Source organism: Rhodococcus mengyinensis (assembly GCF_048381435.1).
Lineage (GTDB): Bacteria > Actinomycetota > Actinomycetes > Mycobacteriales > Mycobacteriaceae > Rhodococcus_F > Rhodococcus_F opacus_D.
In genome coordinates, this window is the sequence record NZ_JBLWIT010000084.1 from 51,892 (window position 1) to 77,304 (window position 25,413).

A 25,413-nucleotide genomic window follows, 5' to 3' on the forward strand; every position below is an offset into this window, starting at 1 on the left:
TTACACCAAACTGGATTCGCGCTCGGCGTCGAGCGTCGACAGCATGCGCGGGGTGATGAGACCGGAGCCCTCCGGCGCGTGCGCCGGGTCGGCGCCGAGCTCGATCGGCGAGTTGGCGGCGTCGACGAACACGACACGCGGCTCGTAGTCGCGCACCTCCTGCTCGTTCATGACGCCGTACGCGATGAGGATGACGAGGTCACCGGGCTTGACCAGATGTGCTGCCGCACCGTTGATCCCGATGACGCCACTTCCCCGCTCGCCTGCGATCACATAGGTTTCGAGCCGCGCGCCGTTGTCGATGTCGACGATGCACACCTGCTCGCCCTCGAGAAGGTCGGCGGCGTCCATCAGATCCTGGTCGACCGTCACCGAGCCCACGTAGTGCAGGTCGGCGTGCGTGACGGTGGCGCGATGGATCTTCGACTTCATCATGGTGCGAAACATGTTGTGGTCCTTACTCTTCTAGCGGGAAAGAAGTTCGTCTGCGGCCGACGCGTCCGACGGTGGTTCGGCGTCGCGTTCGAGGAAACCGGTGCCGACGGCGACACCGACGTTGTCGATCAGGCGGGTGGTCCCGAGCTTGGCGGCGACGAGCAGCCTGCCGTCGCCGCGCTCGGGGGCGGGGCCGAGATCGACGCCTCGCACTTCGAGGTAGTCGACCTCGACCTCCGGGACGGACGCCAGCACCTCGCGCGCAGTGGCGAGGATCGCCTCGGCGCCACCGGCGGCGGCGTGGGCGCCGGCGATCAGAGCCGCGGACAGTGCCGTCGCCGCGCTGCGCTGCGCCTCGTCGAGGTAGCGGTTGCGCGAAGACAGTGCCAGTCCGTCGTGCTCACGCACCGTGGGCACGCCGAAGATCCGGACGTCGAAATTCAGGTCGGTCACCATCTGCCGGATCAACGTCAGCTGCTGGTAGTCCTTCTCACCGAAATACGCGACGTTGGGCGCCGCGATCTGCAGCAGCTTGGCGACGACGGTGAGCATGCCCGCGAAGTGCGTCGGCCTGGACGCGCCCTCCAACTCGGCGCCCAGCGGTCCGGGATGGATCGTGGTCCGCGGTCCTGCCGGGTACATGGTGGCTGCGGTGGGCACGAACGCCAGCTCGACTCCGGCCTCGCGCAGCAGTTCGAGATCGGCGTCGAGGGTGCGCGGGTAGGCGTCGAGGTCTTCGCCGGCACCGAACTGCAACGGGTTGACGAAGATCGAGACGATCACCACCGCGCCGGTGAGCTTGGCCTGCCGCACCAGCTCCAGATGACCCGTGTGGAGGGCCCCCATCGTCGGCACGAGCGCGACCTGGCGGCCGACACCGCGCAGCGCCTTCGAGACCCGGGTCAGCACGCTCGGGTCGTGGTGCACGGTCAGTTCGCCGCGCTTGTATCCGCCCTGCAGGTCGCTCACGGAACTCACCTCCGGTCTTCCAGGATTTCCAGCAGTTCAGGTGTCGCACCGGCGCGTTGCGCCGACCTCAGGGACAGGGCGCGGTAGCCGGCCGCGATCCGCGGATCGACCTCTTCGAGCACCCGCAGATGCGTGGCCACCGCTTCCGAATCGCCCCGCGCGACCGGCCCGGTCAGCGCCGAAGGCCCGCGCCGCAGGGCGTTGTCGAGCGCCGCTGACAGCAGCGGCTGGAGAACCCGTTCGGCCAGGCCGTTCGGATCGTCGCCGATCAACTCCTGGCCGAGCAGTTCCTGGCCTTCGAGGGCGACTCGCAGCGCGGCCACGGCGTCGACGACGAGCGTCACCAGATGGTTGCTGCCGTGGGCGAGAGCGGCGTGGTACAGCGGTCGCATGTCCTCGCGGACCCGGACGGGCTCGCCGCCGATCTCGAGGACCAGCGACTGCGCGATGGCGTAACCGATGTCGTCGGCAGCGGTGATGCCGAAACAGGCGGACGCGAGACGGACGGTGTCCTCGTCGTGCCCGGTGAACGTCATCGCGGGGTGAATCGCGAGCGGAACGACGCCCTGCTCGGTGAGGGGGTCGAGGATCCCGATGCCGTTCGCGCCGGACGTGTGGGCCACGATTGCGCGACTCGGCACCGCACGGGTGGAGGCCAGCCCCGCGATCAGCGACGGCAGTTCGGCGTCGGGGACGGCGAGAACGAGCAGTTCGGAGCGGGCCGCGACCTCTGCCACCGGCAGAATCTCGGTCTCGGGAAGCCGGGTCCGCGCCCGGTGACGTGACGCGTCGGAAACGGCCGAGCAGGCGACGACGACGTGACCTGCCCGCTCCAACGCGGCACCGATTGCTGTACCGACCCGGCCGGCGGAGACGATTCCCACCGTCAACCTCGCAGGCGCAGGGCTATTAGTGATCCCGAAAGAGGTCACCTTCGTCCTCTCGTTCGTTCCAGTCCCGCTCGGCGGGTACCAGACGTTCCAGGGTGAGGATAGCCCGGCTCGAACACACCCCGCCATGCGCAGGCAGAGTGATATATGCCTCACACGATGCGGGTTGATCCTCGGGCGCGTCCGGCCTTATTCGGCCCGGCGACGCCTGCCTCCGGTGCTCTGGGCGGCCCCGGATGCCGACTGCATGTTGGCCATGATCTCGGCGACGGACAGCCCGTTGGAATGTGCACCCGACGGTTCGTCGTCCTCGGGCGCCCGTCGGCGGCCCGGCCGCGCTTCGGGCTCTGCCTCTGCCTCTGCCTCGGAGTCGGGCTCGGGCTTCGCGACAGGTTCGGGCTCGACCTCCGCGACCGGCTCCGGCTCGGGTGCCTGCCGGGTCTCGGCCACCTGCTCGGGCTCCGGTTCCGGCTCGACCTCGATCTCGGGTTCGGTGGATCCGGCATAGGCGGGCTCGACGATGGACGTCTCGGCGGTGACCGGGTCGTCGTCCGGATTCGCGAAATGGTGCGACGACTGGGCGGAACCGCTCTGATGCCCCGCCCCGGCGGCATGTCCCGCTCCCGGGATGTACAGGCCCGACGCAGCAGGCTGGTAGCTGCTGTACGACCCGCCGGCAAGTTCCTGCACACGCGTCGAATCCGCCCGCAGCGCGATCCGTTCGGTCGGCATCGCGCCGTCGAACAGGGCCTCGAGATTCTTGCGGAGCGACGAGAGTTCGGCACGCAGCGCGGCGAGTTCTTCGGCGTCGGCGCGCACCTCGCTGCGCACCCGCTTCTCGACGGTGAGCTCGTATTCGCGCCGTGCCGAGATCTCCCGCTCGAGCTGCAACTCGTAGACGGTCTGCAGGTCGTTGACCTTCGCCTTGTCGAGCGCCGACTCGCGCCGGTACTTCGTCATGGCGATGGCACCGACAGTGGCGGCCCACAGTGCGGCCACCAGGCCCACCCGCAGGAGTTGGACGCTGTCACTGAAGATCAGGAAGAGGGACGCGATCACCGCGAGGGCGAGCAACCCCGCAACGATCATCTGGCTCGCGCTGCGCCTGTTGCGGCGCGCAGACTTGAGGCGACCAGGATTCGTCATGGTGCCAGGGTACTTGGCCGTGAAGGGTGCGCCGCGCATTCCATCGGACCTGCGGCGATCCCCCGTGTCCCTAATGCGCCGGCTCGTCCGAGGGGTCGTCGGGGGTGCGGCAGCAGTGTTCCAACCACAGCGCCGCGCCGACGAGGGCAAGCGCGGCGACGAGACCCACCCACGCGCCGGGAGTGTCCGAGACCGCGGCCCGGAGCACCGACCGCTGCGGAAGCAGGTACAGCAGGAAACCGCCCCACACGCCGGCCGTTGCGGCACCGACGAGCGCGGATGCCTTGGCGAGCGCCGCCACCCGGGCGGCGGTGATCGGGTGCAGCTGACGCGGTCCGTCGCCCACCTGATGATTGCTGACCCGGGATCGCACCATGAACGCGAGCACGACCTCGATCAGCGCGACCGGGTACAGCGACGCCCCGGCGTACACGGGAATCGGCGGAAACGAGCCGTAGAACACGCGGACCAGAATCCAGGTGGCGGCGACAGCGAGAGCGGCCAGGAACAGCAGATCCCAGATCCGGGTGGGTTTCATCGTGCCCGTCGGTTCCGGCTTCATCGCGACCACCGGTCCAGAACGAGCTGCGTCCGGTGCACACCGGCCCGTTCGTCGTTGTCCAGCAGTGGCAGCAGCGCGTCCACTCGGGTCGTCCTCCCGTCGACCGGCAACACGGCGTCGGGTTCGACGTCCAGCCACGGAATCAGCACGAACGCACGCTCGTGTGCTCTCGGGTGCGGCAACGTCAGTTCCGGGTCGTCGCTGCGGACGTCGTCGCACGTGACGACGTCGACGTCGAGCGTGCGGGGGCCCCACCGTTCGATCCGCACCCGGTCGGCGGCGGCCTCGAGTTCCTGCCCGCGTCGCAGCCAGCCGTATCCGTCGAGTGCGGGATCGTCGACGACGAGAACCGCATTGAGGAAGTCCTGCTGCTCCACACCGCCCCACGGCGCCGTCGAATACACCGGAGAGACCGCCACGACCGCGTCACCCAGCCCGTCGAGAACGGACTGCAGATGGGCAAGACTGTCGCCGACGTTCGATCCGATCGACAACACCGCGCGACTCATGGTCGTGACCTGTGCGCGACCACCGCGACGTCCGCGAACGTCAACGGGATCGGCGCGGACGGCTTGTGCAACACCACCTCGGTGCGCCGGACGCGAGGGTCGGTCATCACCCCGTCCGCGATCTCCGCGGCAACGGTCTCGATGAGGTCCCGTGGGGGCCCCGCGACGATCGCGGCCGCGCGCTCGGCCAGTCCGCCGTAGTCGAGGGTGTCGTCGAGGTCGTCCGATGCGGCCGCCGGGGCGAGGTCCATCCACACGGTGATGTCGACGTAGAAGTCCTGACCGTCCCGCTTCTCGTGTTCGAAGACGCCGTGATTGCCACGAACCTTCAAGCCACGCAACTCGATTCGATCACTCACGTCCGGCTGCACCCTTTGCCCAGGCCTCGGCGACCGCAATGGCGTCGAGGGAACCCTGCGCATCGTGCACGCGCACTCCCCACGCCCCGTGGGTCGCGGCGAGCGCCGAAACGACGGCGGTCGCGATCTCGCGTCCGGCGGGCGGGCGCGGTTCCCCGTCCGCATCCGCCAGGAGCGAACCCAGGAACCGCTTGCGGGACGCGCCGATGAGGACAGGGAATCCCAGCTCGTTGAACTCGGGCAGCGCCTTCAGCAGAGCCCAGTTGTGGTCGGCGTTCTTCGCGAAACCGAGACCCGGATCCAGCACCAGGGAACCCGGATCCACCCCGGCCTTCACGGCCAGGTCGACCTGGGTCATCAGTTCGTCCCGAACCTCACGGACCACGTCGTCGTAGTGATCGGCGGTGCCGCGGTGCACGTAGTCGGCAGCCGAACGCCAGTGCATCAGGATCCACGGCACTCCGGCGTCCGCGACCACCGAGGCCATCGCGGCATCCGCGCGGCCACCGGCGACGTCGTTGATGATCGACGCACCCGCCTCGATCGCGGCCTCCGCGACGGACGCCCGCATCGTGTCGACGCTGACGCAGATGCCCTCGCCCACCAGATCCGCGATCACGGGTGCGACGCGACCAGCTTCGACGTCGGGATCGACCCGCGCCGCGCCCGGGCGGGTGGACTCGCCACCGACGTCGACGATGTCGACGCCGAGACGCTTCAGTTCGAGACCCCGCGCGAGTGCGGCGTCACGATCGAGGAAGCGTCCGCCGTCGGAGAAGGAATCGGTGGTGACGTTCAGGACGCCCATCACCACGGTTCGGCCTGGCGAGGGCAGCTCGATCACGGTCACTTCCGCAGAATAAGGTCCAGAGCCTCGGAACGTGAGGCCGCGCTGGACTGGAGCAGACCACGCACCGCGGAGGTGGTGGTACTCGCACCAGGCTTGCGGATGCCCCGCATCGCCATGCACAGGTGCTCGGCCTCGATGACCACGATCGCACCGCGCGGGTCGAGCTTGCGCATGACGGCGTCGGCGATCTGGCTGGTCAGACGTTCCTGGACCTGCGGACGCTTGGCGTACAGGTCGACGACGCGCGCCAGCTTCGACAGCCCGGTCACCTTGCCCGTCTTACCGGGGATGTACCCGACGTGGGCGACCCCGTGGAACGACACGAGATGGTGCTCACACGTGGAGTACAGCGGAATGTCGCGAACGAGCACCAGCTCCTGGTGCCCCTCGTCGAACGTCGTGTTCAGCACGGTGTCCGGGTCGGTGTAGAGGCCCGCGAAGACCTCACGGTACGACCGCGCCACGCGGGCGGGCGTATCCCGGAGTCCGGGACGGTCCGGGTTTTCGCCGATCGCGATCAGCAGTTCGCGCACCGCGGCTTCGGCACGCGGCTGATCGAACACCCGGCCTGTCTCGAGTGCCACGGGCTCACTACCGAGATGATTCACCGACAACCGAAACTCCTCCAGTACCGGGACCGATCGTCCCGAAGCAACAGCCTAGTGTCGGGCGGATCAGTTCGATCCGTCCGGTCCTTTCCAGGCCCTCGTCTGCGCGTCGTCGTCGCCGGTGCCACGCTGCTCGTGCGGCGGGTTCCACTGGTTCCCCGGACCCTGGTTACCGGGGTACTGACCCTCGGGGTTGTTCTGGTTCCCCGGGTCGCGAGGCGGCCAGCCCGGAGCCGACCAACCCGCGGGGGCGCCGTAGTCCGGACGCGGCTGCGTCATCCCACCCTGCGGCCGGGCCGGTGCCGGCTGCGAGTAACCGTTGGCGGGTGCCGGCTGCGGGTACTGCTGCTGCGGCGGAGCCTGCTGCGACTGCTGCTGCGCGAACACCGGCTCGGGCTGCTGAGGCCACGGCTCGCCGCGCTCGACGGCGAGTTCCCGCGGCGTCTTGACCGGCGGCTTGTCGGACGGGGTCCGGTGGCCGAAGTCGTTGAACGCGGTGATGCGCGGGCGCTTCTCGACACTGTGGAAGATCTTCTCGAGATCCTTGCGGGTGAGCGTCTCGCGTTCGAGCAGCTCGGTAGCCAGGATGTCCAGCACGTCGCGGTACTCGTTGAGGATCGCCCACGCCTCGGTGTGCGCGGCCTCGATGAGGTTGCGGACCTCTTCGTCGATCTCGCGCGCGACCTCGTGGGAGTAGTCGGACTGCTGACCCATCGACCGGCCCAGGAACGGATCTCCACCCTCCTGGCCGTACCGCACCGCACCCAGCTTGGCGCTCATGCCGTACTCGGTGACCATCGATCGGGCGATCTTCGTCGCCATGTCGATGTCGGAGGACGCACCGGTGGTCGGCTCGTGGAACACGAGTTCCTCGGCCGCGCGGCCACCCATCGCCATGACGAGTCGGGCGATCATCTCCGACCGTGTCATCAGGCCCTTGTCGTCCTCGGGCACCGTCATCGCGTGACCGCCGGTGCGGCCACGGGCGAGGATGGTGACCTTGTAGACGGGCTCGATGTCGGGCATCGCCCACGCGGCGAGCGTGTGCCCGCCCTCGTGGTACGCGGTGATCTTCTTCTCGTGCTCGCTGATGATGCGGCTCTTGCGGCGGGGACCGCCGACAACACGGTCGACGGACTCCTCGAGCGCGGCCTCCGTGATGACGGTGCCGTTCTCGCGAGCCGTGAGCAGCGCGGCCTCGTTGATGACGTTGGCCAGATCGGCACCCGACATTCCGACGGTGCGCTTGGCCAGGCCCTCGAGGTCGGCGTGCTGATCGATCGGCTTGCCCTGCGAGTGGACCTTCAGGATGGCGCGACGACCGGCGAGGTCGGGGGCGCCGACCGGGATCTGCCGGTCGAAGCGGCCCGGGCGCAGCAACGCCGGGTCGAGGATGTCGGGGCGGTTGGTGGCGGCGATGAGGATGACGCCGGTGCGGTCACCGAAACCGTCCATCTCGACCAGCAACTGGTTGAGGGTCTGCTCACGCTCGTCGTGACCGCCGCCGAGGCCGGCGCCACGCTGGCGTCCGACGGCGTCGATCTCGTCGACGAAGATGATGCAGGGGCTGTTCTGCTTGGCCTGGTCGAACATGTCGCGTACGCGGGACGCACCCACACCGACGAACATCTCGACGAAGTCCGAACCGGAGATCGTGAAGAACGGGACGCCGGCCTCGCCTGCCACCGCGCGGGCGAGGAGGGTCTTACCGGTTCCGGGCGGCCCGTACAGCAGCACGCCGCGCGGGATCTTCGCGCCCAGCGACTGGTAGCGCATCGGGTTCTGCAGGAAGTCCTTGATCTCGTACAGCTCTTCGACGGCCTCGTCCGCACCCGCGACGTCGGCGAACGTGGTCTTCGGCATGTCCTTGTTGAGCTGCTTGGCCTTCGACTTGCCGAAGCCCATGACGCCGCCGCGACCGCCGCCCTGCATGCGACTCATCACGAAGAAGAAGATGCCGAGCAGGATCACCATCGGCAGGACGAACAGCAGGATGGACGTGAGCCAGCTCTCCTGCGTGACCGTGGTGTTGTAGCTCTGCAGGCCCTTGTCGGAGATCTCGTTGAAGATCTGCTCGGACGCCGACGCCGGATACTTCGCGAGGATCTCGGTCTTGCCGTCGGTGGCGTCGTTGCCGTCCTTCAGCCACAGGCGCACCTGCTGCTCCCGGTCGTCGATCTGCGCCTTGTCGACGTTGTTCGCGTCGAGCTGCGCGATCGCCACGGAGGTGTCGACACCCTGGAATCCGCGCGTGTCGTTGCCGAAGTAGCTGAAGGCGTAGATCACCAGCAGGATGCCGGCAACTATCGCCAGGTTTCGAAACACAGTCTTACGGTTCATACAGGTCGGCCGATATGGCCGGTCCTTTCGAGAGTGCGGGTCTTCCGGGTGCGCCTTCCGGCTGCCAACCGGACAAACCAGGTTACCGCGAAGGCACCCCGGCGACTCCAGGTAGCAGCCAACCGCCGTTGGGAGCGGTCTCTTTTCTTTCAACGCATGCGGTTGCCCATCGGTTCCCTCGGACTCGATCCGGGTCCGAATGTGCGGGAGTTCACCGCACGGGCGCGACCCTCGGCCAGCCGCCGCCCACCCGCTCGATGTGAGCGGCCAGGGCCAGGATCCTGGCCTCTCCCCCGGGCGGCGCCGCGATCTGCACGGCCAGCGGGGTGCCCGAATGCGAGTGCGTGCCGACGGGCACACTCGCCGCAGGCCACCCGACGAGATTCCACAGCGCGCTGAGCGGGGCATACCGCACGTTGGCCACGATGTTCGACAGCCACGACCGCTCGCTCCACGTCGTCGCCGCGAGCGGTGGCTGCGCGAGAGCGGGTGTGATCACCACGTCGTAGTTCTCGAAGAATGCGCGTAGCGACTCTTCGAGCCTGCCCACCTGCTCCGGGCGGACGAACCGGCCCAGCGCGCGGCCCACCGCGACGTGTCTGCGGGTCCGCGGCTGCAGGCGCCGCAGATCGAGTCCCTTCGCGTCGGCGGCCGTTCCCGCGGTCCAGCGGGCGAGAACGGGAAGCAGGTTGACCGGGTACGGCAACGTCGCAGGCTCGACGTCGTGACCCGAGCCGGTCAGTTCCGTGCCCGCGCGCACGGCCGCGTCCCGCCACTGCGGATCGACCGTGGCCAGGAACGTCGGCGACCCTGCCGCCACCGCGATCCGCAACGGTTCCGATGCGCCGATCCGCGCGAGTTCGGGTCGGTCGGCGAGGACGGACAGCATCAAGGCGGCGTCGTCGACGGTCGTGGCGATGGGCCCGTTCTCGGCCATGCCGAACCACGAGGTGGCGCCGAGTTCGGACGGCACGACTCCCCTGCCCGGTTTGATACCGAACACTCCGCAGTTCGCCGAAGGGATGCGGATCGACCCCAGACCGTCGGTCCCGTGTGCCAGGGGCACCATCCCCGCGGCGACGGCGGCGGCTGCTCCCCCGGACGAACCCCCACAGGTCAGGGAAGGATTCCACGGATTGCGGGTGATGTGGCCGGGCGCGTCGGTGGTTCCCCACACCGCCAGTTCGGGGAGAGTGGTCAGGCCCACGACCACCGCTCCCGCCGCCCGCAGCCGCGCGACGACCGGGTGATCGGCAATCTTCGGTTCCGCACTGGTCGCACCCGATCCCTCGCGCATCGGCAGTCCGGCCACCGAAATGACGTCTTTGATCGCGACGGGCACTCCTGCCAGCGGAAGTGTGGACAGATCCGGCCGGCGGGAGAGGGCGAGCGCGTCGGCTCGGGCCTGTTCGGCGAGGACGGTGACGAACGCCTGAATCTTCGGTTCACGCTCTTCGATGGCCGCGAGCGCGGCCTCGACATGCTCCATCGGGCTCGAGACGCCCGAGCGAACCTGCTCGGCGACGACGACGGCTGAGGTGAACGGGGAGTCCCCCATTACCCGAGTATATGGTGCGGAGAAGCAGTCATTTCGAGTATTCGCGCTGGATACGGTAGGTCTGTGGGGTTACCATTCGCTTGTCCCTGGATGGGACTCTTCACACCGCTCCAGACAACCTCGATGTGCCCAGAGAACCCGCCCAGTAGAACCCTCGATGTGCAATGACCAGAGGAAACGGGTCGGGCAGAGACGGATCGGCCGCTGGATCGGACTCTGCCGAACGGACCGTCGGAGTCACGAACTCCGAACACGAGAGCAGCGAAGCGACGGTCGCGGCCGGACCGTCGACGGTGGTTGCTGCGCACACCGTGTCCGCACGGACGATGACCGCCGAACAAACCGCCGCCGCCGAACAAACCGCCCCCGCCGAACAAACCGCCGCCGCCGAACAAACTGCCCCCGCCGAACAAACCGCCGCCGCCGAACAGACCGCGGCCGCCGGTCCGACCGTGACCGCCAGGCAGCCGGACACGCTCATCACCAAGCCGCCGAGCAATGCGGCTCTCGACGATGTGGAGGTCGGTCAGCAGGTCGACGACTTCGATCTACTGATGGGCCTGGGCAGCGGCGCGTTCGGCCGCGTGTTCCTGGCACGCCAGCGGTCGATGCAGCGACTCGTCGCGGTGAAGATCTCGCACGACAAGGGGAACGAACCGCAGACCCTCGCGCAGCTCGACCACAACTACATCGTGCGTGTGTTCGACCAGCGGTTGCTCGAAGACCGCCAGCTGCGCCTCCTCTACATGCAGTACCTGCCGGGTGGCACCCTGCTGCGGGTGCTGCGGCGCGTGCGTGTGACCCCGGAACAGGACCGGACGGGCAGCCTGCTGCTGGACGTGGTCGACGAGGAGATGCGGGAGAAGGGCGAGATCAGGCCCACCGACTCGAGTGTGCGGGACGAGATCGCGTCACTCACCTGGCCGGAGACCATCGCGTGGCTGGGGCGGCGACTGGCCGAAGCCCTCGACTACGCCGGTAAGCGCGGCGTCCTGCACCGCGACATCAAGCCCGCCAACATCCTGCTGACGGCCGAGGGTGTGCCGAAGCTCGCCGATTTCAACATCAGTTTCAGCGACACCGTCACCGGGGCGTCACCGCTCGCCTACTTCGGCGGGTCCCTGGCGTACATGTCGCCCGAACAACTCGAGGCGTGTCACCGCGGCATGCCGGGGACGGCAGCGGACCTCGACACCCGCAGCGACATCTTCGCGCTCGGCGTGATGCTGTGGGAGCTGATGTGCGGGCGGCGTCCGTTCGAGGACGAGGACGTGTCGAGCGAGTCGCTCGTCGCACTCGAAGCGATGCTGGACCGCCGCAGCCGCGACATCGACCCGGAGTTCCTCGACCAGTTGCCCTACGACTGCCCGCCGTCGCTGAGACGGGTGCTGCTGACGTGTCTGGCACCGAAGCCGGAGGACCGGTGGTCGTCCGGTGCCGAACTGGCCCAGCAATTCGACCTGTGCCTGAATCCGCGGGCCCGGGACCTCGTCGATCCGCCGCCGAACAGTTGGCGCATGCGGCTGCGCCGATTCGCGCTCCCGATCCTGGTGATCGGTATCGCGGTGCCGAATGCCCTCGCGGGCGCCTACAACTATCACCACAACAAGATGCTGATCATCAGCAATCTGACGCCGGAGGCCCAGCACTCGTTCGAATCGATCCAATTGGTGATCAATTCGATCGCGTTCCCGTTGGGCGCGATCATGCTGCTCTACTGGTGCCGATATCCGCTGCTCGTTCCGCGGGGTCTGCGTAAGGGGAAAACGTACGACCGCCAGACGCTGGCCCGGGCCCGCACCGACACGCTGCTGCTCGGCGACCGCGTCGTGCTGGTGGTGTTCGGGTTGTGGGTCATCGCGGGTATCGCCTATCCGATTTCCCTGCAACTCGCGGCGGGGAACGTGCCGCCGGGCGCGTACGTGCACTTCATCGCATCACTGATCGTGTGCGGTGCCGTGTCGGTGGCGTACCCGTTCTTCGTGGTGGCGTTCTTCGCGGTGCGCTGCATCTACCCGACCCTGCTGCCGCAGGACATCGCCAGCAGCGCCGACGCGCACAAACTGCGGGGTCTCGACCGCCGGAGCACGCTGTATCTCGCGGTGGCCGCCTCGGTTCCGCTGGCCGGTGTGGCCGGGGTGACGTTCCTGTCGCCCGACGAGATCACGCTGGTGATCATCGCGGTCCGCATCCTGTGCGTCGGCGGCATCTTCGCGTTCGTCGGCGTGTACTGGCTGTTCCGGCAACTGGAACAGGACCTGCGGGCGCTGGAGCTCGCCGTGTCCCACGAACCCGTCCGCTGACGAGCAGCGCGGAGATCAGCCGCCGTAGACGGAAGGCTCGAGGGTCCCGATGTACGGGAGGTCGCGGTAGCGCTCGGCGTAGTCGAGGCCGTACCCGACGACGAATTCGTTGGGAATGTCGAAGCCGACGTTCGCGACGTTGACGTCGACCTTGATGGCGTCGGGCTTGCGCAGCAGGGTGACGACCTCGAGCGACGCGGGGTTGCGGCTCGACAGGTTGCGCATCAGCCATGACAGCGTCAGACCGGAGTCGATGATGTCCTCGACGATCAGCACGTGCCGGCCCGCGATGTCCTTGTCGAGGTCCTTGAGGATGCGCACGACGCCGGAGGACGACGTGGACGACCCGTAGGAGCTGACGGCCATGAACTCCATCTGGGTGGGGATGGGGAGGGCCCGCGCGAAGTCGGTCATGAAGAAGATGGCGCCCTTGAGGACACCCACCAGGAGCAGATCCCCTTCGGGGGCGCCCTCCGGGTAGCGCTTGGCGATCTCCTCGGCCAGTTCGACGGTACGTCGACGGATCTCGTCCTCGGAGATCAGTACCGATGCGATGTCGCCTTCGTACACGCGATCAAACCCTTCGTCGGTCGTCCAATCCGACGTTCAGCCTGCCACGTCGTCGGCGGACCACCAACCTCGCGTCCGGTGTTCCGCCCCCGATCGCCACCTGCCCCTGTCCCCGCCACCGTGCGACGAGGTCGTCCACGGCCCGCAGCTGGGTGTCTCCGAGACCGCGCGCACCGGCCGCGAGGAGCCAGCTGCGCAGCACCCGCCGGCGGACGGGCGGCGCCGACAGCGCGAGCAGGGCGGTGTCGATTTCGCCGTCCACCACGACTTTTGCTTGGGCGTCGGCGGCCATCGCGTCGAGGACCGCACCTTCCTCGCGCAGGTGTTCCCCGGTGCGGGCGAGGGCCCCGGCGACGCCGCCGCCCAGGACGTCCTCGAGCAGCGGCAGCACCTCGGCGCGCAGCCGCACCCGCACGAAGTCGGGTGAGGCGTTGTGCGGGTCCTCGTACGGGCTCAGTCCCAGTTCCGCGCAGGCCTGCCGGGTCACCGCGCGGCGCACGTCCAGCAGCGGACGCCCCCACGGGCTGTCGTACGCGCTCATCCCCCAGATGGATCGACCGCCCGAACCGCGCGACAACCCCAGCAACACCGTTTCGGCCTGATCGTCGAGGGTGTGCCCCAGCAGCACCGGGCGGGTTCCGCGCGCCGAGTCGAGGGCGCGGTAACGGGCCTGTCGGGCGGCCGCCTCGAGCCCGCCCGACCCGGTCACATCGACGGGAAGCACCTCGGCGGACGCGCAGCCGAGCGCTCGGGCACGGGCGGCCGCCTCGTCGGCCACGTCGGCGGAACCCGACTGCAGCCGATGATCGACGACGAGGGCACACACCGACCGTGCCTCGGCGGCGGCCGCCGCGATCAGTGCCAGTGAGTCGGCGCCACCCGACAACGCGACCGCGATCTCACCGTCCGGGGCGTGCGCCGCGATCCAGCGCCGCACGGCGTGACGAACCTCGAGGATCGCCGGCTCCTCGGGAAGCACCATCACCGGCTCAGCCCTTCTCGAATCAGCCCAGAACCCGGGACACCCAGGCGTCCGGCGCGTCGATCTCCGCGAGCCGGGGCAACGTGTCGGGGCCGGTCCACACGACGTTGAACCGGTCCATCCCGACCTTGTCCACGACGGCGTCGACGAACGCCTTGCCGCGCACGTACTGCGCCATCTTGGCGTCCATTCCGAGCAGTGCCCGGATGAGACGCTGCACCGGATTGCTCTTGCGGCGGCGCCGCTGATCGAACGCTGCCCGGATCGCGGCCACCGACGGCACGACCGCGGGGCCGACGGCGTCCATCACGTGGTCCGCATGTCCCTCGAGGAGGGTGCCGAGCACCAGCAGGCGGTCGAGCGCTTCACGTTGCGGCTCGGCCTGGGTCGCGCGCAGCAGTCCGACGATGCCGCCCGGTGCGCCCGACTCGTCCGGCTCCGTGCGCCCGCGGGCGCGCAGCGCGGAGGACAACCGGCCGACCATGTCGGTGAGGGACTCGTCTTCGGCGGATCCGAGGGTCTCCACCGACTCCTGCATGTATCCGGTGAGCCACGGTGAGGACGAGAACTGCACCCGGTGCGTCACCTCGTGGAGGCACACCCAGAGCCGGAAGTCACTGGGACGTACCCGCAACGTGCGCTCGACGGACACCACGTTGGGCGCCACGAGCAGCAGGGTTCCGTTGTCGCCGGTGAACGGGTCGTACTGACCGAGGATCGCCGACGACAAATACGCGAGCATCGCCCCGGCCTGAATGCCCGCCGGCTTGCCGACCAGCGTGCCGGGAGCGGCGTCGCCGCCCGTGAGTTGCGACATCGAGTGCGCGGCGGCGTGGATCCACCCGGCCCGGTCGAGGATCTGGGCGGTCGGCACCGGAAGTCCGTCGGCGAGGCCGGTGACTTCCCGGACGGGCAGTTCCGCGCGCATCGACGCATCGGCCAGTTCCGCGACCACGGTTTCGGCGGTGTACCGCGACGTCACCGGTCCGCTGCGCGCGAGCTTCACCCCCGTCCTGGCTGCCAGCTTCCAGTCGACGGCGCCGCTGAAGGCATTTCCCTCGGCGGCCATCACTGGCACCCGCACGTGCGGAGCGCGGCCGCCAGTGCGTCGAGTGCGGGACGGCTGACCTCCGGCGGGCGGTCGTTGGACATCAGCGCGAACGTGAGGACACGCCCGTTCTGGTCCACCACGTAGCCGGCGAGCGCGCTGGCCGTGGACAGGGTGCCGGTCTTCGCCCGCACCCATCCGGCGCCCGTGCGGTTCCCCGACGCGTACCGGTCCGACAGGCTGCCCGTGGCACCGGCCACCGGCAGGTAGTCGAGCATCGGGCGCAGGGCCGGATTGCCGTCGCCCGCGGCGGCCGTGAGGACCTGGTCGAGCGTGTGCGGGGCGATGCGGTCGTCGACGGACAACCCGCTGGCGTCGTGCAGGGTGAACCCCGACAGATCGAAGCCGGCCGCGGTCAGGGTCTGGCCGATGGTCGCGACGGCGCCGTCGAACGATGCTTCCGCGCCGGCATTCATGGCAACCTCCCGCCCGATCGCTTCGGCAAGCACATTGTCCGAGTGTTCCATCATCTGCCGCAACCGGTCGCGCAGCGGCGCGGACTGCACGCTCGCCACGGTAGCCGCACCGGGCGCCGCGACCCCCGACGTGACCGCCGACGGGGCGACGCCGAGCGCACCGGCGAGCGTCCGCCCGGCGTCGAGCGCGGGTGTCGCACTGCGCGGCGACTCGTCCACGAGCGGGTCGGCCCGTCCGCCGTCGATCATGATCGGTTCGGTGGGGGTGATGAATCCGGCGCCGACGTCCGTCGGGAACCACCCCTGCGCCATGGTGTCGCCCGAGTAGATGCTGGTGTCGACCACGATGCTCGTCACCTGGATGCCCGCGTTCCGGATCTGATCGACCAGTTGCGAGATGTGCGCCGCACCCGGGTAATAGCCGTTCTCCCCGACCGGTTTCGCGGTGAGTGTGGGATCACCGCCGGCAACGAGGACGATCTCGCCGGGAGTCGCCCCCTGCACCACCTTCGTCGTCACGCGACGGTCGGACGGCAACGCCAGCAACGCGGATCCCGCGGTGAGGACCTTGGTGGTCGACGCCGGGGTCATCGGGGTCTGCGGGTTGACGCTCCACAGGACCTGACCGGTGACCGCGTCGGCGACCGTTCCGCTGAACTTGCCGAGGTCGGGGTTGGCGGCGGCCGGACCGACTGCGGCGGCGATCCCCTGCGCCGTCGGCATCGGGGCGTCGTCCGGCACCGGCGTGACCTGCGGGGCCGCCGTGATCGGTGCCGGTTCGGGCGCGATCGTCAGTTCACCGCGACCCGCCGACGCGTTGTGCGCGGTCACCGCGACCACCAGAACAGCCGCCATCGCGAGCACCACGACGACGACCGACGCGAACAGAATTCGCATGTTCCGACGGTGGCGTCCCGCCAACGAGCCCATCTTCTTCTTTCCCTGGCTCGGCAACGCGCCTCCGTCTTCACTGTGATTCGTGGGTGGTCAGACAACCAACCTTATCCTCGACCCGATATCCTCTCCCCGAATCATCATCGACACGACAGCGAGGAATCGGCGTGGAGTTCGACGTCACCATCGAGATCCCCAAGGGTCAGCGAAACAAGTACGAGGTCGACCACGTGACCGGTCGCGTGAAGCTGGACCGCTACCTCTACACCGCGTTCGGCTACCCGGCCGACTACGGCTTCATCGAGAGCACGCTCGGCGAGGACGGCGACCCGCTGGACGCGCTGGTCCTGCTCCCCGAGTCCGTGTTCCCCGGCGTCATCGTCGAGGCACGTCCGGTCGGCATGTTCAAGATGGTCGACGAGGCCGGCGGCGACGACAAGGTTCTGTGTGTGCCGGCCGGCGACCCGCGCTGGGATCACATCCAGGACATCGGCGACGTTCCGCAGTTCGAACTGGATGCCATCAAGCACTTCTTCGTCCACTACAAGGACCTCGAGCCGGGCAAGCACGTCGAGGCCGCCGACTGGGTCGGGGTGGCCGAGGCGAAGGCCGAGGTCGAGGCCTCGTTCAAGCGTCTGAAGGACAACGGCGGGCACTGAGCCGGCGGCGAATCGTCTGGCACTGAGCCTCCCGATATTTACGGCAACGGCGCCCACCCCCGCGGGGGTGGGCGCCGTTGGCGTCTCACTCCTGCGCGTCTCCCCGCGCCGCGGCCTGGAGGCCGGACTCGCTGCGGAGTGGCACTTCCTTCCACAGCAGAGTGAGGACGAAGGCGACGACGGCGAGCATCGACACGCTGAGGAAGACGGATCCGATGGCGTCGGCGAATCCTTCGCGGAAGGGCAGGGCCAGCACGTCGTCGAGTTTTCCGATCACCGAGCTGTCCGTGAGGACTCCGCTGACGCCGGCGTGGTCGGGGCTGAGGATCCCTTGGCCCATGGCGGCCTCCGCGGGGTCGTTGCTCTGTGCGGCCGCGGCCACGGCTCGACGGAAGTCGGCTGTGCCGGCGGCGGCTGTCACGCGTTCGCCGATGGCCGGGGTGAGGCGGGAGAAGAGGATCGACAGGAAGATTGCGACGCCTGCGGTGCCGCCGATCTGCCGGAAGAACGTGGCCGCTCCGGTCGACACCCCCATGTCCTGCGGGGGCAGTGCGTTCTGAATGGCGAGGGTGAGGGGCTGCATCAGGTTTCCGAGACCGAGTCCGAGGATCAGCATGAACACCATCACGACGGGCATCGGGGTGTCGGCGGCCAGCGTGTGCAGCAGGAACGCGCCGATCCCGATCAGGGCGGTGCCCAGGATCGGGAAGTACCGGTACCGCCCGGTCCGCGAGATCATCTGACCGCTGACCACCGAGCCGGCCATGAGGCCGAGGACCATCGGCAGAATCTGGAACCCGGCCAGGGTGGGGCTCGAGCCCTTCACCACCTGTAAGTACTGCGGCAGCAGGGTGATACCGCCGAACATGACGGCGCCCACGACGAGGCTGATCACGACACCGAGCGCGAAGGTGCTGTTGCGGAAGAAGCGCATCGGGATGAGTGCGTCGTCCTTCATCGCCAGTTCCACCGACACGAAGGCGAGCACACCGATGACGCCGATCACGTAGCACGCCAACGACTTCGAGCTGTCCCATCCCCAGCTGTGCCCCTGTTCGGCGACCACGAGCAGCGGCACCACACCCACCGCGAGGGCGATCGCGCCCCACCAGTCGATCCGCCGGCTTCCGCTCGGTCGTCGCGGCAGGTGCAGCACGCGGGAGACGACCGTGAGCGCGACCAGTCCCACCGGCACGTTGACGAGGAAAACCCAACGCCAGCCGTCGATTCCGAGGATCACGTCCTGCCCGGCGAACACTCCGCCGAGGACGGGGCCGAGGACGCTGGAGGTGCCGAACACGGCCAGGAAGTAGCCCTGGTATTTGGCCCGTTCACGCGGGGAGACGATGTCGCCGATGATGGTGAGCGCCAACGAGAACAGACCGCCCGCGCCGAGTCCCTGCACTGCACGGAAGGCCGCGAGCATGTACATCGACGTCGAGAAGGTGCACATGACCGAGCCGATCACGAACACCGTGATCGCGAACATGAAGAACGGTTTGCGGCCGTAGATGTCGGACAGTTTGCCGTAGAGCGGCGTCGCCAGGGTGGCGGTGACGAGGTATGCGGTGGTGGCCCACGCCTGCAGCGAATACCCGTCGAGGTCGTCGGCGATGGTCCGGATCGCCGTCGCCACGATCGTCTGGTCGAGCGCGGCGAGGAACATGCCGAGCATCAACCCACTGAGTACAGCCAGGATCTGCCGGTGGGTGTAGGCCACCGGCGTTTCGACCGAATTCGACACTGTTTCCTCGCTGCGCTGTCGTTTACTTGTAGTCCGCAAGTATGCGAGGGCGGCGAGGTTTCGGGCAACTGATGAACTGGGCTTTACCTGCGGATAAGCGACTACGACGCGGCCGCACCCCGTCCCGGAGGTACGGCCGCGTCGGCGGACGGACTATTCGCCCGTGAATTCGGGGGCGCGCTTCTCGAAGACGGCGGTGATCGCCTCGGTCAGGTCCTGCGACGGCAGGAACGCGGCGTTCCACGCGGCGACGTAGCGGAGGCTGTCGTCGACGGCGGCCGCGCGGGAGTGGTCGAGGACGTCCTTGATGCCGTGCACGACGAGCGGCGGGTTCGCCGCGATCTCGGCCGCGGTCGCGTGCGCGGCGGCGAGGACGGCGTCGACGTCCGCGAAGACACCGTTGACGAGACCGATCTTCTCGGCGCGCCCGGAGTCGATGTCCTTACCGGTGAGCGCGAGTTCCCGCAGGTGGCCGTCGCCGATGATGGCGGGCAGCCTGGCGAAGCTGCCCATGTCCGCGACGATCGCGACCTTGACCTCACGGATGCTGAACTTCGCGTCGGTGCTGGCGTAGCGAATGTCGCACGCGGAGATCAGGTCGACGCCGCCGCCGATGCACCAGCCCTGGACGGCCGCGACCACCGGCTTGCGGCAGTCGGCGACCGCGTTGATGCCGGACTGCATCCGCTTGATCATGTCGTGGAACGCGGTACGCGGGCCGGCCTGCGCCTTGTCGGCGAGGACGGACCCGAAGCTGCCGCTCATGGCGGGCAGATCCAGACCGAAGGAGAAGTTCTTGCCGGAGCCGGCGATCACCACGGCCCGCACGTCCGGATCGGTGTCGAGTTCCCCGAAGATCTCGGGGAGCTCGCTCCAGAAATCCGGGCCCATCGCGTTGCCCTTTCCGGGTCCGATGAGCGTCACCTGCGCGACGTGATCCTTGCGCTCGACGGTGAACGCATTCCAGGTCTTCTGTTCGGTCATTACTCCAGAGTAACCACCGCTCTTCGAGGTCAGGAGAAATACCCTGGAGGTCTCTGCACCGTCTTGTGAACGGACAGCCGCCATGACGCACCGGACGACCCCGGCCGGCAACGCCGTAGTCGTCGGCGCCGGAATGGGGGGACTGCTTGCCGCGGCGGCTCTCGCCGGCTCGTTCCGGAGCGTCGTCGTCCTCGACCGCGACATCCTGCCCGACACAGCCGTCGCGCGCAGGTGCGTGCCGCAGGCCCGGCACGTGCACGCGCTTCTCGCAGGCGGGCAGGCCGCGATGGAGGACCTCCTGCCGGGGTTCGTGTCCGAGCTCCTGGCCCTCGGCGCCACCGCGGGCGACGCACTGGGCGACATCCGGTGGATCGTCGACGGGCATCGGATGGCGCGCGAGATCAGTGGCGTCCCCGGTATTCTCGCGAGCAGACCGCTCGTCGAGTGGCAGATGCGCAACCGGGTCGAGGCCCTGCCGAACGTGCGGATACGGGACCGCTCCGACGTCACGGGTCTCACCGTCGACGGCGGACAGGTGACCGGCGTGACCGTGCAGCACCGGGGCGGCGTCCCGCCGGAGGTCGTCGAGACCGATCTCGTCGTGGACTCGTCCGGCCGCAGTTCGCAGACTGTCGCCCGGCTCGGCGAGCTGGGGTTCGCGCCGCCGGCCGAGACGCAGCTGGCCGTGGACGTCAGCTACGCGACGCGGCACTTCCGGCTCGACCCGCCGCATCTGGACGGGGATTCCGGCATCGGGATGGCGCCGGGACCGTCGAGTCCGCGCAGCGGATTCATGGGCGTGCAGGAGGACGGCACCTGGATCGTCACTCTCGCCGGGTACGGGGACGACGTGCCGCCACTGGATCCGGACGGCTTCCTCGACTTCGTGAAGTCGTTTCCCGCCCCCGACATGTACGACGCACTGCGCACGGCCGAGCCGGTGGACGACGGCGTGCGCTACCGGATCCCGACGACCGTCCGGCGGCACTATTCCGCAGACGATCTACCGTCGAATTACCTGCCGTTCGCGGACGCCATCTGCTCGTTCAACCCGATCTACGGTCAGGGCATGAGCGTCGCCGCGGTGGAGGCGACGATCCTGCGGGACTGCCTGCGGTCGGAGCGGACGCATCTCGGTCGCCGGTTCCTCCGTGGGGCGAACCGGTGTATCGATGCCGCGTGGACGCTCACCGTCGACAACGACCTGCGGATCCCGGCCGTGCCCGGTCGACGGTCGGCGCGAGTGCGGTTGGTCAATGCGTACACCTCCCGGCTCGATCGGGCGGCGTCCGTCGACCCGGCCGTGGGGTCCGCGTTCCTCCGGGTGACGCATCTTCTCGACCGTCCGGGGACGCTGCTCCGGCCGGCGACCGTGTTGCGGGTTCTGCTCGCCTCCCGCTGACGGGCGACCGCGAGATTACCTGTATGTTGACGTCACAGATACCTGGAGGATCTGCGCCGCCACGAGAGGAAATCCGTGCTCGACATCGCCTGGAACCCGACGCTGAACACGCTGACCCGCAACGCCTGGCGGCTGTCCTTCGGCGGCGGAATCGCGCCGGTCCAGCGAACCCCGTCGACGCGCATCCACGAGGCGCCCCATCAAGACCTGTACCGGTTCGACACCACCGAGACCGACGGCGGCCGGCCCGTCCTTCTCGTGCCCCCGCTCGCGGCGCCCGCACACTGCTTCGACCTCCGGCCGGGCCAGAGCCTTGCCGCGCACCTGGCCGGTTCCGGCAAGGCGGCGTATCTCGTCGACTACGGCACCATGGGCTATTCCGACCGCGGCCTCGGGTTCGAGGACTGGATCGACGACTTCATCCCGGCGGCGGTCGAGCGGGTGTCCCGACTCCACGGCGGTGCACCCGTCGACCTGATCGGCTGGAGCCTCGGGGGAACGATGTCGCTGCTCACGGCGGCGGGCCGGAACTATCTGCCGATCGGTTCCGTGACGGCGATCGGCACGCCGATCGACTACGAGTCGGTGACCATGATCGCGCCGCTGCGGATGGTCGGCCGGTTCACCGGCGATCGCCCCCTCACCACCGCGACTTCGGCGATGGGCGGACTCCCCGCGCCGCTGGTCCAGGCGAGCTACCGCTTCACCGCGCTTCAGCGCGAGCTCACCAAGCCGTGGTTCATCGCCCGGAACCTGCACGACACCGAGACCCTCGCGCGCATGGAGTCCATCGACCGGTTCATGTCCGACATGCCGGGTTATCCGGCCCGGTTCTTCCGCCAGGTCTGCACCCAGCTGATCCTCGGGAACGCGCTCGCCGCGGGAAGTTTCCAGACCCGGAACGGCGCGATCGCGCCGGCCGATCTCGCGGTGCCGGTTCTCGCGATCGGCGGCACCGAGGACGTCATCGCCCCGATCCCGTCGGTCCGGGCGGCGACGGACGTGTTCACCGGTTCTCCGTCGGTGCGGTTCGAGTCCGCGCCGGGCAGCCACCTCGGGCTCGTCGCGGGCCCGAAGGCCAAGGACTCCACGTGGGCCCACATCGACGGATTCCTCGACGGGGTCGTCGCGCACACCGCCTGAGATCAGGTCAGCCCGGCCCTCGCGACTGCGCCCGCGAACAGTGCGGTGACCGCGGCGCCCATCGTCGCCTGATCCACTTCCTCGGGGTCCACGGAGTGCTCGAGCACGAGACCGGAGATGAGCGCCATCAGCGAGATGGCCGTGGTGCGGACGTCGAACGTGTCGTCGACCCCCCACTCCCGCGCGCGTTCACCGATCAGTTCGACGAGCTTTCCCCGCAGTTGCCGCCGCTCCCGCAGGTAGGCCTGCGCGATCTGCGGGTCACGTGCCGCGAGTACGCCGAATTCGAGTACCAGCAGCGACCATCCCGGCTCGCGCACCATCCACGACGCGATCGCCTCGCCGCCTTTGCCCGCGGCATCCGAGGGGTTCATGCCGGCGATCTCGGCGAGGACCCGTCCCGCCAGTTCGAGTGAGCGCGCGGCGAAAAGTTCGGCGAACAGGTCCTGCTTCGACTCGAAGTTCGAGTAGACCGCCCCCTTGGTGAATCCGGCCCGGCGGGCCACCTCGGCGAGCCTGGCCGCACTGAAGCCGCGCTCGGCGAATTCCTCCGCCGCGGCGTCGAGGAGGCGCTGACGCACGACGTCACGACCGGGACGCGTCGTGGGCGCCCATTCGGTGTGACGACTGTCCGGTTGACGATCTGCAGTCACGATACCTAGGGTATTCAATACCCACGGTATTGACAAGGATCGAGGACGTCCGATGACCATGACCGACAGCGAATCCACCACCCCGGCTCCCGTGCACCACGACAGCCCGGTCTCGAAGTACGGCGCACCCAAGGTGATGGTCGCGCTGGTCTTCGGCGTTCTCCTCCTCCAGCTCGGCTTCATCCTCAGCTACGTGGCCGCGTTCCATCAGCCCACGCCCCGCGACATCGAGATCGGCGTCGTCGCGGCGGAGGGACTGCCCGCAGGCACGGACCAGCAGGTCGCCGACCGGCTCGATGCGATCGACGACAGGCCGCTGCGCGCCCGTGTCGTCTCGGACACCGCGGAAGCCCGGCGGCTCCTCCACGACCGCGAGATCCAGGGTGCGTTCGTCATGAACCCCGTCGGCCCCGACACCCTGATCACGGCGAGCGCGGGCGGCAGCTCCATCTCCAGCGCGCTCGAATCGGTCTTCGCCCAGGTGGAGAACAGCCAGGGTCGCCAGTTCACGGTCCGCGACGAAATTCCGGTCGGCGCACACGACAACCGCGGACTGTCCGGCTTCTATCTCGCGGTCGGGTGGGTGGTCGGCGGCTACCTGCTCGCGGCGGCGATCGGCCTGTTCATCGGCGCCCCGCGAAGCCTCCGCCAGGCGACCGTGCACACGGCTGTCCTGTTCGGCTACGCCGTGGTGTCCGGCGCCCTCGGCGCCCTGATCACCACTCACGTGCTCGGCACGTTCGCAGGCCATTGGTTCCCGCTGTGGCTACTCGGAACAGGTGTCGTCTTCGGCACCGCCGTGTTCACGCTGGGGTTGCGCGCCTCGGTCGGCATCCTTGCGGTGCCCCTCGCGATCGCCGTCTTCGTCATTCTCGGCAATCCCAGCGCCGGCGGTGCGTTCGGTTCGAACGTCATTCCCGCCTTCTACGCGGCCATCGGACGCTGGATCACCCCGGGCGCCGGCACCGAGGGAATTCGAAGCATCGTGTACTTCGACGACGTGGGGCTCGGACAGCCCGCGCTCGCCCTCGCGCTCTATTCCGTGGTCGGGCTCGGACTGCTGTTCGGGTTCACCGCCCGGCGCCTCCGGAAGCCGGAATCGACTACGCCCCGTTCCGATGTCGTGTCGGACGACGCTTCTTGATGTCGTACCGGAGGAATGGACCTACTCTTGGTTCATGCCGACGCCCCTGCACCCCCACGCCGCGCATGTCGCCGAGACTCTGATCGCGCGAGGACACCATGGGGTGATCGTGACCCAGCCCGACTCCACCCACTCCGCGGCCGAGGCGGCGGAGTCTCTGGGGGTCGATATCGGTGCCATCACCAAGTCGCTGGTGTTCCTCCTGGACGACGATCCGATCCTGCTCCTCGTGTCGGGGGCGCACGAGGTGGATCTGGCGAACACGGGCAAACGACTGCAGGGAAATCTGACCCGGGCACCCCTCGACATGGTGCGGATCGCGACCGGACAGCCGATCGGGGGTATTGCCCCGCTCGGACATCCCACGAACCTTCCGACGTACGTCGACAACGCCCTGTCGGAGTACGCGGAACTGTGGGCGGCCGCCGGGCACCCGGACACGGTCTTCCGCACGTCGTTCTCCGAGTTGGTGCGGATCACCGCGGGCCTGGCGATCGACGTCGACTGAATCCCGGGCGGTTGACGCCCCTATAGTTGACGTCAGATCTCGTGAACGAGAATGACACAGTGCCCGCACGGGCCGACCCGGAGAATGATTTGTCCGACAGAGCCGAGAACGCCGAAACCGTCGATGGTTCGGACCTCCCACGCGACCATCGACTCGCCCCCGGAATCTGCGCCGAGGATTACCGCGCAGCCCTGCGTCGGCACCCGGCGGGCGTCACCATCGTGACCCTCGATTCGGGGTCCGGCCCGGTCGGCTTCACCGCGTCCTCGTTCTCCTCGGTTTCACTGGACCCGCCGTTGGTGTCGTTCAACATCGCGAACACGTCGTCCAGCATCGATGCACTTCATTCCGCGGATTCGCTGGTGATTCACCTCCTCGGCGAGCACCAGCAGCACCTGGCTCAGCGATTCTCCCGAAGCGCCGACCAGCGGTTCTCCGACGAGTCGCTCTGGGCGCGACTCGACACCGGCGAACCGGTCCTCCACGGAACTCCCAGCTGGTTGCGGGTGATCGTGGACCAGCTGATTCCCGTCGGCGATCACACGCTCGTCATCGGCCTCGTCACCCGCGTTCATGCCGAGGCAGACGACGACTCCGCTTCGGCTCCCCTGCTGTATCACGAGGGCCGGTACTACCGGCCCACTCCGCTCGGTTCAGCGAACAACGGCAACTGACCA

At 68.5% G+C, this 25,413-nt stretch carries 25 protein-coding genes; 7 read left to right on the plus strand and 18 right to left on the minus strand.

Annotated elements, in window-relative coordinates; translation table 11 throughout:
- The 11 genes from panD to ACNJ7E_RS15680 form a co-directional block, all read right to left on the minus strand.
- Entirely contained in the window at positions 1-447 is a 447-nt protein-coding gene (gene panD, locus ACNJ7E_RS15630) for an aspartate 1-decarboxylase (RefSeq protein ID WP_005262154.1), read from the minus strand.
- A gap of 18 nt (positions 448-465) precedes the next feature.
- On the minus strand, positions 466-1,404 hold the full coding sequence (gene panC, locus ACNJ7E_RS15635) for a pantoate--beta-alanine ligase (protein WP_009477484.1): 939 nt from the start codon (positions 1,402-1,404) through the stop codon (positions 466-468).
- A 5-nt stretch (positions 1,405-1,409) separates the two neighbouring features.
- Positions 1,410-2,336 carry a Rossmann-like and DUF2520 domain-containing protein gene (locus tag ACNJ7E_RS15640; RefSeq protein ID WP_418340332.1) on the minus strand — a complete coding sequence of 309 codons (927 nt, stop codon included), beginning with the start codon at positions 2,334-2,336 and terminating at the stop codon, positions 1,410-1,412.
- A 147-nt stretch (positions 2,337-2,483) separates the two neighbouring features.
- Entirely contained in the window at positions 2,484-3,440 is a 957-nt protein-coding gene (locus ACNJ7E_RS15645; RefSeq protein WP_280779120.1) for a DUF6779 domain-containing protein, read from the minus strand.
- A 70-nt stretch (positions 3,441-3,510) separates the two neighbouring features.
- Complete coding sequence (locus ACNJ7E_RS15650) at positions 3,511-3,978, minus strand: DUF3180 domain-containing protein (RefSeq protein ID WP_192817860.1); 468 nt, start codon at positions 3,976-3,978, stop codon at positions 3,511-3,513.
- 20 nt (positions 3,979-3,998) lie between these two features.
- Entirely contained in the window at positions 3,999-4,511 is a 513-nt protein-coding gene (folK, locus tag ACNJ7E_RS15655; RefSeq protein WP_418340333.1) for a 2-amino-4-hydroxy-6-hydroxymethyldihydropteridine diphosphokinase, read from the minus strand.
- Entirely contained in the window at positions 4,508-4,870 is a 363-nt protein-coding gene (gene folB / locus ACNJ7E_RS15660; protein ID WP_280779122.1) for a dihydroneopterin aldolase, read from the minus strand. Before folB ends, folK begins: the two co-directional genes overlap by 4 nt.
- Positions 4,863-5,720, minus strand: a complete 858-nt coding sequence (gene folP, locus ACNJ7E_RS15665) for a dihydropteroate synthase (protein WP_011596822.1) — start codon at positions 5,718-5,720, stop codon at positions 4,863-4,865. Before folP ends, folB begins: the two co-directional genes overlap by 8 nt.
- Positions 5,717-6,334: a GTP cyclohydrolase I FolE gene (gene folE / locus ACNJ7E_RS15670; RefSeq protein ID WP_025431746.1), complete on the minus strand. Its 618-nt coding sequence runs from the start codon at positions 6,332-6,334 to the stop codon at positions 5,717-5,719. The genes folP and folE overlap by 4 nt, the downstream gene beginning before the upstream one ends.
- A 60-nt stretch (positions 6,335-6,394) precedes the next feature.
- Positions 6,395-8,668: an ATP-dependent zinc metalloprotease FtsH gene (gene ftsH / locus ACNJ7E_RS15675; protein ID WP_105419490.1), complete on the minus strand. Its 2,274-nt coding sequence runs from the start codon at positions 8,666-8,668 to the stop codon at positions 6,395-6,397.
- A gap of 211 nt (positions 8,669-8,879) precedes the next feature.
- Positions 8,880-10,226, minus strand: a complete 1,347-nt coding sequence (locus tag ACNJ7E_RS15680; RefSeq protein WP_280779123.1) for an amidase — start codon at positions 10,224-10,226, stop codon at positions 8,880-8,882.
- A 164-nt stretch (positions 10,227-10,390) separates the two neighbouring features.
- Between ACNJ7E_RS15680 and ACNJ7E_RS15685 the strand changes: the two genes are divergently transcribed.
- Complete coding sequence (locus ACNJ7E_RS15685) at positions 10,391-12,529, plus strand: protein kinase domain-containing protein (RefSeq protein WP_105419494.1); 2,139 nt, start codon at positions 10,391-10,393, stop codon at positions 12,527-12,529.
- Positions 12,530-12,544: 15 nt separating this feature from the next.
- Here ACNJ7E_RS15685 and hpt read toward each other — a convergent pair whose 3' ends face one another.
- Genes hpt through dacB form a run of 4 tightly spaced genes read right to left on the minus strand, consistent with a single transcriptional unit; the run spans position 12,545 to position 16,535 of the window.
- Positions 12,545-13,099 carry a hypoxanthine phosphoribosyltransferase gene (gene hpt / locus ACNJ7E_RS15690; protein ID WP_005244976.1) on the minus strand — a complete coding sequence of 185 codons (555 nt, stop codon included), beginning with the start codon at positions 13,097-13,099 and terminating at the stop codon, positions 12,545-12,547.
- Between the two features lie 4 nt (positions 13,100-13,103).
- The gene (gene tilS / locus ACNJ7E_RS15695) at positions 13,104-14,081 is read right to left on the minus strand and encodes a tRNA lysidine(34) synthetase TilS (protein WP_105419496.1); all 978 of its coding nucleotides are present in this window, start codon (positions 14,079-14,081) and stop codon (positions 13,104-13,106) included.
- Positions 14,082-14,103: 22 nt separating this feature from the next.
- On the minus strand, positions 14,104-15,150 hold the full coding sequence (locus tag ACNJ7E_RS15700; RefSeq protein WP_418340334.1) for a zinc-dependent metalloprotease: 1,047 nt from the start codon (positions 15,148-15,150) through the stop codon (positions 14,104-14,106).
- Positions 15,150-16,535, minus strand: coding sequence for a D-alanyl-D-alanine carboxypeptidase/D-alanyl-D-alanine endopeptidase (dacB, locus tag ACNJ7E_RS15705; protein ID WP_283336393.1), 1,386 nt, complete (start codon positions 16,533-16,535; stop codon positions 15,150-15,152). Before dacB ends, ACNJ7E_RS15700 begins: the two co-directional genes overlap by 1 nt.
- A 131-nt stretch (positions 16,536-16,666) precedes the next feature.
- Here dacB and ACNJ7E_RS15710 point away from each other — a divergent pair, with 131 nt between their 5' ends.
- Positions 16,667-17,158, plus strand: a complete 492-nt coding sequence (locus ACNJ7E_RS15710) for an inorganic diphosphatase (protein WP_418340335.1) — start codon at positions 16,667-16,669, stop codon at positions 17,156-17,158.
- A gap of 85 nt (positions 17,159-17,243) precedes the next feature.
- On the opposite strand, the gene ACNJ7E_RS15715 is transcribed toward ACNJ7E_RS15710, so the two are convergent.
- Both ACNJ7E_RS15715 and ACNJ7E_RS15720 read right to left on the minus strand, forming a co-directional pair.
- The gene (locus ACNJ7E_RS15715) at positions 17,244-18,941 is read right to left on the minus strand and encodes an MDR family MFS transporter (protein ID WP_280779128.1); all 1,698 of its coding nucleotides are present in this window, start codon (positions 18,939-18,941) and stop codon (positions 17,244-17,246) included.
- Between the two features lie 114 nt (positions 18,942-19,055).
- Positions 19,056-19,886 (minus strand): crotonase/enoyl-CoA hydratase family protein, encoded by an 831-nt coding sequence (locus ACNJ7E_RS15720; RefSeq protein WP_280779129.1) that lies wholly within the window; start codon positions 19,884-19,886, stop codon positions 19,056-19,058.
- Positions 19,887-19,968: 82 nt separating this feature from the next.
- Between ACNJ7E_RS15720 and ACNJ7E_RS15725 the strand changes: the two genes are divergently transcribed.
- Positions 19,969-21,288, plus strand: coding sequence for a monooxygenase (locus ACNJ7E_RS15725; protein WP_280779130.1), 1,320 nt, complete (start codon positions 19,969-19,971; stop codon positions 21,286-21,288).
- Between the two features lie 75 nt (positions 21,289-21,363).
- Entirely contained in the window at positions 21,364-22,431 is a 1,068-nt protein-coding gene (locus ACNJ7E_RS15730) for an alpha/beta fold hydrolase (protein WP_418340336.1), read from the plus strand.
- A 2-nt stretch (positions 22,432-22,433) separates the two neighbouring features.
- Here ACNJ7E_RS15730 and ACNJ7E_RS15735 read toward each other — a convergent pair whose 3' ends face one another.
- The gene (locus tag ACNJ7E_RS15735; RefSeq protein WP_418340337.1) at positions 22,434-23,144 is read right to left on the minus strand and encodes a TetR/AcrR family transcriptional regulator; all 711 of its coding nucleotides are present in this window, start codon (positions 23,142-23,144) and stop codon (positions 22,434-22,436) included.
- On the opposite strand from ACNJ7E_RS15735, the gene ACNJ7E_RS15740 reads away from it, so the two are divergent.
- From ACNJ7E_RS15740 to ACNJ7E_RS15750, 3 genes are all read left to right on the plus strand, one after another.
- Positions 23,137-24,228, plus strand: coding sequence for an ABC-2 transporter permease (locus ACNJ7E_RS15740; RefSeq protein WP_280779132.1), 1,092 nt, complete (start codon positions 23,137-23,139; stop codon positions 24,226-24,228). The two genes, ACNJ7E_RS15735 and ACNJ7E_RS15740, sit on opposite strands and share 8 nt — an antisense overlap.
- 34 nt (positions 24,229-24,262) lie before the next feature.
- Positions 24,263-24,736, plus strand: a complete 474-nt coding sequence (locus ACNJ7E_RS15745) for a YbaK/EbsC family protein (RefSeq protein ID WP_005244991.1) — start codon at positions 24,263-24,265, stop codon at positions 24,734-24,736.
- 164 nt (positions 24,737-24,900) lie between these two features.
- Positions 24,901-25,410, plus strand: coding sequence for a flavin reductase family protein (locus ACNJ7E_RS15750; RefSeq protein WP_342365522.1), 510 nt, complete (start codon positions 24,901-24,903; stop codon positions 25,408-25,410).
- Positions 25,411-25,413: the final 3 nt, after the last annotated feature.